The sequence below is a fragment of the Streptomyces sp. TRM68416 genome (assembly GCF_014596915.1).
GTDB lineage: Bacteria > Actinomycetota > Actinomycetes > Streptomycetales > Streptomycetaceae > Streptomyces.
In genome coordinates this window covers 1-3,044 of sequence record NZ_JACVWU010000060.1, presented here as the reverse complement: position 1 = coordinate 3,044, position 3,044 = coordinate 1, and the positions used below count along the sequence as shown (strand labels likewise).

General features: G+C 67.2%; 3 protein-coding genes and 1 pseudogene. 3 read left to right on the top strand and 1 reads right to left on the bottom strand.

Going from position 1 to position 3,044, the window contains the following annotated elements:
* Positions 1–63: 63 nt before the first annotated feature.
* Positions 64–411, bottom strand: a pseudogene (locus ICC28_RS39865) (Scr1 family TA system antitoxin-like transcriptional regulator); the annotation flags it as partial.
* Positions 412–577: 166 nt separating this feature from the next.
* Here ICC28_RS39865 and ICC28_RS39860 point away from each other — a divergent pair.
* The 3 genes from ICC28_RS39860 to ICC28_RS39850 form a co-directional block, all read left to right on the top strand.
* Complete coding sequence (locus tag ICC28_RS39860) at positions 578–1,186, top strand: hypothetical protein (RefSeq protein ID WP_188293768.1); 609 nt, start codon at positions 578–580, stop codon at positions 1,184–1,186.
* A gap of 296 nt (positions 1,187–1,482) precedes the next feature.
* Positions 1,483–2,220, top strand: coding sequence for a hypothetical protein (locus ICC28_RS39855; protein WP_188293767.1), 738 nt, complete (start codon positions 1,483–1,485; stop codon positions 2,218–2,220).
* Between the two features lie 172 nt (positions 2,221–2,392).
* Positions 2,393–3,044, top strand: a 652-nt coding sequence (locus ICC28_RS39850; RefSeq protein ID WP_188293766.1) for a hypothetical protein, incomplete at its 3' end; no start/stop codon positions are given.

The following is a 3,044-nucleotide window of genomic DNA, read 5'->3' as shown; positions in this document are numbered from 1 at the left end:
GCATCGCCCTGGCCGCCGCCGGAGAACGATGACTTCGTCCAGGTGTCGCGGGTGGTCACGCCCTCACAGCTCCTTCGCCAGCCGGTGGATGAAGTCACGCGAACGCCCGGGGTCGAGTGACACCGCCTCCACCCTACGGAAGAGCGTTCGATAGCGGCTGAGCTGTGCTGCGGCGTCGACGAAGACCGGGCCGTTGGGGCTGTCGCGCACCATGGTGTCCAACTGGGGGACCGGGCCGCCCGCGTAGACCATGGCGCTTCCGGCGCCGCCGAAGCCGTCGAGTTCGAAGGGGATGACCCGTACGACCACGTGGTCGACTTCGGAGAGTTCGAGGATGCGGAAGAGCTGCGCCCGCGTAGCGGCTCGGTCGCCTACCCTGATGCGCAGGGTGGCCTCGTGGATCACTGTTTCGGTCAGCGAGATCCCGTCCGTGCGGTCGTCAGCCCACAGACACTGGACGATGCACCGCTGCCGGACTCGTTGGCAGCCCTCCCGGAGAGGGGCCCGGCCCAGGGTGGCACCGCCGGACATTCACATGGGCACCTGATCGGGCAGCAGCTCGGTGGGGACGGACGGGATGCGTAACATCGTCGCTCAGGGGTCGAGCCAGGACCGCGGTCCTGTTGCGGACGCCGAGGATCAGATGTTCATAGACGAGCCGGATACGGACGCTGCGCTCTCGCGCCTCAAGGACTTGTGTCCGCCGCCGTCTCACCCCGAGGTTCCGCCGGTGCCTGGGACTGCTTCAATCGTTCCCGCCGGCCACCGTGCGCTGACCGGCGCCTACGGAGCAGGCTGCTTCGACGAATTTCTGTGGATCTTCGCGGAGGGTGCCTCCAACGGGCATCTTGACATTGCCGAGCAGACTGAGAGGATGCGCTCCCTCCTACGGGACAGGGAGGTTCCCGGGCTCGGCCCCGCTCTGGACGGGTATGGCGCCGAGTCCGGTGATCTCGTCCAGTGGGGTATCACCGACAACGCCGATCTGCTCGGATGGATCCCTGTGGGTGACCCTGCCCACTGGCCGACCGTGATCATTCAGGCTGGTCGGCTCGGTGCGGTCGCGACCGTCGACAGTTCGATCGACACGGTTCTCAGGCTCCTCACGAGAGCCCTGCGGGTCCCCTTCTTCCCTGACGACTTTCCCAGCGAGCGACCCTCGTTCTCGCTGAACCCGTATGGCTAGGTCCGGCGACGACGGGCGAGGCTCCGGAGGCGGAGCCGGGAGCTTCGTGGAGTTTGCTGTGGCGCGGTTACATGACTGAGGGCTGGACCGGGCAGCCGGGCGATCAACGACGTGCCGGGCAATCCCAGGACAGACGAACGGGCTCCGCGCGACCAGCCGAGCTGGCGCGACGGAACCCGGTGGTCACTTACTGGAACAAGGTCACTTACTGGAACAACGAGGGCCGATTCACCGACCGTGCCGCACGAAACGACTTGGTGCCCCAGGCGTACGACCCGCAATGGCTTGGAAGGATCATGGATCTTCAGACCACCGTTACCGGCTTCCCCAATGTCACCCCGCTCGACGGCCTGGACCATGCCTGGAAGTGGAGCCTGGTCCCGATCCTGAACTTCGCGGGGGCCCTGACCTCCGACGGCCGACGGCTTCTCCAGATCAACCAGCGGGGCAGGCACGACGAGGAGTTCGCTCGGGCGGTGCTGTCCTTCGCGCGTGAGCACGAGTCGGAGCTGCTCGCGGAGGGGCGCTTCCTCACTGCCGTGGGCGGGTTCGGCGCGTCCGGATACACCTTTGACTCGGTCGCGGCCGTCGTCCCCGAGGTGCACGGCCATCACAAGGTGCAGAACCCCGATCTCACGCCCCTGACGTACGTCGTCTTTCCCGGGTACGCGTGTGAGTTCTCCGGGCACGAGACGCTGCCCGAGGCCGAGGCCGAGGCCAGGTACCACAAGATGCTGCCCACCGCGGAGATCGACCGAGGGCCGGTGCCGTTCCTAAAGATGCGCTTCGACAATCCTCGTACCGGCGGCGGCAGCACCAACCCGGGTCGTGCTCTCACCTACCCGGAGGTCCTGCTGAACGAGCTTCCGGAGCTGGAGAACACCCCCGAGGCGTTCGTGGAGTACGAGAACCACCAGGGTGGGGTGTGGCGCGTGGACTGGGCCGACGGGGCCTGGCGGGTCACCGGGGGCGCGGACCGCCGGGACATGGGTCTCGATGAGGTCCGCCGCTTCGTGGAGGAGAGCCTTTTGTGAGGGACGTTCGCGGCGCAGTGATGGAGTTCCCCGGGGCGGCATCGCTTCCGGGCCTGGCCGACGCCTGGCACTGGTCGCCGGCCCCGGGATCGACTTCGCCGGGGTGCTGTCGGCCGACGGGAAGCGGCTTCCGCAGTTGAGCAGCCGTGACTCCTACGACCAGGACCTTGCGGTGAGCACTCTCCGGTTCGCGCGGGAGCACGAGGACGAGATCTTCGTCCGCAACGCCTTCATCGGCTCGCTCGACGGATTCGAGCCGCCCGCCGGGCATCGCTTCGACGCGGTCGTGGGAATCGCACCCGAGGTGCACCGCTTCTACCGTGTGGAGAAGCCCGAGCTGACGGAGCATGTTCGGTTGGTCTTTCCTGCCTATGCCTGCGAGTTCTCCGGGGAGGAGACGCTCGACGAGGCGATCACCCGCTACCGCATGCTCGGTCTGACCGACCTCGGCCGCGCTCCCCTGCCGTTCCTGAAAATGCGGTTCGCCAACACGCGGACCCGGGGGCGCAGCACGAACCAAGGCCGGGGCCTCACCGACCCGCAGCGGCTCGGCACCGAGCTTCGGGCGATCGAGGGCGGCGCCGGGAGCTTCGTAGAGTTCGAGAACCGGCACGGAAAGGTGTGGCGGGTCGAGTGGCACGGTGCCTGGTACATGACGGAGTGGGACACACAGACCGGCACCCCCCGCGAGATCGGCATCGGAGAGCTGATCGAGTTCGCCTGGCACGTCTGCACGAGTGAGCGAAGTGCAGAACCCGACTTCACGCCCCTGACGTACGTCGTCTTTCCCGGGTACGCGTGTGAGTTCTCCGGGCACGAGACGC